This is a genomic window from Curtobacterium sp. B8 (genome assembly GCF_000333315.1).
Lineage (GTDB): Bacteria > Actinomycetota > Actinomycetes > Actinomycetales > Microbacteriaceae > Curtobacterium > Curtobacterium luteum.
Window position 1 is genome coordinate 1 of sequence record NZ_BACW01000540.1, and the last position, 3,739, is coordinate 3,739.

The 3,739-nt window shown below is 70.0% G+C and carries 4 protein-coding genes; all 4 read left to right on the top strand.

Annotation, left to right across the window (positions count from 1 at the left end):
• A partial coding sequence (locus I59_RS14265) for an MMPL family transporter (protein ID WP_042726771.1) occupies positions 1-1,662 on the top strand: 1,662 nt, incomplete at its 5' end.
• 185 nt (positions 1,663-1,847) lie between these two features.
• On the top strand, positions 1,848-2,291 hold the full coding sequence (locus I59_RS14270) for a MarR family winged helix-turn-helix transcriptional regulator (RefSeq protein WP_022904448.1): 444 nt from the start codon (positions 1,848-1,850) through the stop codon (positions 2,289-2,291).
• A gap of 60 nt (positions 2,292-2,351) precedes the next feature.
• Positions 2,352-2,564: a hypothetical protein gene (locus I59_RS14275; RefSeq protein WP_022904449.1), complete on the top strand. Its 213-nt coding sequence runs from the start codon at positions 2,352-2,354 to the stop codon at positions 2,562-2,564.
• 52 nt (positions 2,565-2,616) lie between these two features.
• Positions 2,617-3,711, top strand: coding sequence for an alkene reductase (locus I59_RS14280; protein ID WP_022904450.1), 1,095 nt, complete (start codon positions 2,617-2,619; stop codon positions 3,709-3,711).
• The last annotated feature ends 28 nt before the right edge of the window (positions 3,712-3,739 follow it).

Sequence of the window (3,739 nt, forward strand, 5' to 3'; positions counted from 1 at the left end):
ATCCCGCTGGTGTCCGCGGTGCTCGGCGTCGGCGTCGCGACCCTCGCCTCGCTGTCGTTCTCGAGCCTCGTGGAGTTCATCTCCGTCACGCCCGTGCTCGGGGTGATGCTGGGGCTGGCGGTCGGCATCGACTACTCGTTGTTCATCCTGAACCGGCACCGGACGCAGCTGAAGGCCGGCATGGACGTGCACGAGTCGATCGGGCTCGCGAACGGCACCTCCGGGAACGCCGTGGTGTTCGCCGGGACCACCGTCATCGTCGCCCTGCTCGCGCTCAACATCACCGGCATCCCGTTCCTCGGCCTCATGGGCACGGTCGGCGCGGTCGCGGTGTTCTTCGCGATCCTCATCGCCACGTCGTTCACCCCGGCGCTCCTCTCGCTGCTCGGCATGCGGATCCTGCGCCGGAAGGAGCGGGAGCGCATCGGCAACACCGACTCGATCCGGGTGCCGAACGCGCCGATGTCGACCTGGCGCGCGGTCATCACGCTCGTCGCCGGCATCGCCGTCCTCGGCACGATCGCCTTGCCCGCCACGCAGATGCGACTCGGCCTGCCCACGGGCGCGTCGGAGGCCGTCGACTCGTCGCAGTACAAGGCGTACAAGACCCTGTCCGACGAGTTCGGCGCCGGACAGAACGGGCCGTTGCTCGTCGTGGCCGACCTGCCGAAGGCGATCAGCAAGGACGACGTGACCGCGACCGAGGTCACGATCGGCCAGGCGCTCGCGAAGAACGACGACGTCAAGGCCGTGCTGCCCATCGGCGCGTCGGAGGACCGGGACATCATCGCCTTCCAGGTCAAGCCGGCCGGAGGCCCGGACAGCGTCTCGACGGAGCGGCTCGTGCAGGACCTCCGCACGCAGCAGGTCAGCGTCGACGACGGCACGGCCACGCTCGGCGTCGCGGGCAACGCGTCCGCGAACATCGACGTGTCCGAGAAGCTCTCGAACGTGCTGCCGCTCTACCTCGCGGTCGTCGTCGGGCTGTCGCTCATCATCCTGATCATCGTGTTCCGGTCGTTCCTCGTGCCGATCACCGCGACGGCCGGGTTCATCCTGTCCGTGCTCGCGTCGTTCGGTGGTCTGACCGCGATCTACCAGTTCGGCTGGCTCGGATCGGTGTTCGGCGTGCACGACCCGGCACCCATCCTGAGCTTCCTGCCCATCATCGAGATCGGCATCCTGTTCGGGCTCGCGATGGACTACCAGCTGTTCCTGGTGTCCGGCATGCGGGAGGCGTACGCCCACGGAGCCTCGGCCAAGGTCGCGGTCCAGCGGGGCCTGCACGCCGGTCGGGCAGTGGTCACGGCGGCGGCGATCATCATGATCTCGGTGTTCGCGGGCTTCATCTTCTCGGACTCGTCGACGATCAAGCCGATCGGCTTCGGGCTCGCGTTCGGTGTCCTCCTCGACGCGTTCGTGGTCCGCATGCTGCTGATCCCGGCGATCATGCACCTGCTCGGTCGGAGCGCGTGGTGGATCCCGAAGTGGCTCGACCGGATCCTGCCGGACGTCGACGTCGAGGGCGCGAAGCTCGAGCGGGCGCACCCGGCCGGCGGGCGTGGGCCGGATGCGGGTGCGGAGCACCACGGGGCGCACGCCGCGCCGGTGGAGCCGGACGCGAAGCCGCACGAGGGTCACACGCCGACGCACCGCGCGTAGCGCGCCGCACTGACACGACCGCCTGGAGGCGCGGTGCCGGTCCACGAGACCGGCGCCGCGCCTCCAGTGCGTGGCCCGTGGACGTCCCTGGCCGGACCGGACGTTCCTGGTCCTTCCTCCTGCCGAGTACGGCCGGTCCCACCGTCGTTCGCCGACCGTTCGTGCACGAAGGGTAAGGTGACCGCATGACCGCGATCGACGCCGACCCCCTCGCCCTCGACCGGCAGCTCTGCTTCGCCCTCGCCGCGACGAGCCGGAGCGTCATCGGCCTGTACCGGGACGTGCTCGAGCCGATGGGCTTGACGCACCCCCAGTACCTCGTGATGCTCGCACTCTGGGAACACGACCCGAGGTCCGTGCGCGAGATCGCCGGCGAGCTCCGGCTCGACTCGGCGACGCTCAGTCCACTGCTCAAGCGCCTCGAGACCTCCGGCTACGTCCGACGGACTCGGAGCGCGGCGGATGAACGGCAGCTCGAGGTGTCCCTGACCACCGCCGGACGGACGCTGCGGGACCGAGCCGAGGCCGTCCCGCTCGCGGTGGCCGACCGACTCGGCTGGCCGCTCGCACGACTCGAGGCCCTCAAGGACGAACTGACCGAACTGCTGGAGCGCGTCGACGTCGTCTGACCCTGGCCCGAGCGGACACTTCGTGCCACAATGGTTCGTGTACGAATGAAAGGACCGGTGATGGGACGCTTCGCCCGCTGGTACGAGAAGTGGAACACCACGCTCATCGAGAAGATGGGGCCGTCGCAGATCGGCGCCGGACACCCCGAGGGCGTCGACGACCGGACGGTCGACCGCGCGTGCCCGATCTGCGGTCAGCCGTTGTCGCTGCACCAGGTGATCCGGCCCGAGGGACAGGTACGTTCGTCGACGCTGGTGTGCCCCGCTCGCTGACGATCCCCTCCGAGAAGGAATTGCACCCGACAACACGTGGTTGAACGGACACGTGAAGCTCTTCGAACCCGCCGACTTCGGCGCACTGCACCTCCGCAACCGGATCGTCATGGCCCCGCTCACTCGCACCCGCGCGGGCGCCCAGGGCATCCCGAACGACCTGCTCGTCGAGCACTACCGCCAGCGTGCCGGCATGGGCATGATCATCACCGAGGGCACCTGGCCCGTCCAGGAAGGCCGCTCGTACCCCGGCCAGCCCGGCATCGAGACCGACGAGCAGGTCGCCGGCTGGCGCCGCGTCACCGACGCCGTGCACGCCGAGGGCGGCACCATCGTCATGCAGCTCATGCACGGCGGCCGGGTCTCGCACACGTCGATCTCCGACACCCCGCGCATCGTCGGTCCGAGCGCGATCGCGGCTCCCGGTCAGACCCACCTCGCCGACGGCACCAAGGCCGACATGCCCGTGCCGCACGAACTGACCACCGCCGAGGTCCGCGAGGCCGTCCAGGGCTTCGTCCAGGCCGCTCGCAACGCGATCGCCGCCGGACTCGACGGTGTCGAGGTCCACGGTGCCAACGGTTACCTCGTGCACGAGTTCCTCTCCCCCGTCTCGAACACCCGCACCGACGAGTACGGCGGCTCCCCCGAGAACCGCGCCCGCTTCGCCGTCGAGGTCACCACGGCCATCGCCGAGGCCATCGGCGCGGACCGGGTCGGCATCCGCCTCTCGCCGCAGCACAACATCCAGGGCGTGCTCGAGGAGGACGACGCCGACGTCCTCGCCACCTACACGGCGGTTGCCGAGGGCCTCGCACCCCTCGGACTCGCGTTCGTCGACGTGCTGCAGGCCGACGTCACGTCGGAGCTCGTGCAGACCATCCGCCGCACCGCCGGCGCACCGTTCATCGCGAACTCCGGCTTCTCGTCGGTGACCACGCGCGACGAGGCCATCGCGCTGCTCGACTCCGAGCACGTGGACGCCGTCGCCGTCGGTCGTCCCGCGATCGCGAACCCGGACCTCGCGCTCCGCTGGGAGCAGGACGAGGAGCTCAACGAGCCGCGTCCCGAACTGTTCTACGGCGCCAGCGCCGAGGGCTACACGGACTACCCGACGCTCGCCGAGCTGCGCACGCCGGTCGCGTGATCGACGGAGCCGCCTGACGGACGGGAGG

Bases quoted from the DNA above. Each gene is read 5' to 3' on its own strand.
- I59_RS14275 (WP_022904449.1), top strand. From the start codon at position 2,352: ATGGGACGCTTCGCCCGCTGGTACGAGAAGTGGAACACCACGCTCATC.
- I59_RS14270 (WP_022904448.1), top strand. From the start codon at position 1,848: ATGACCGCGATCGACGCCGACCCCCTCGCCCTCGACCGGCAGCTCTGC.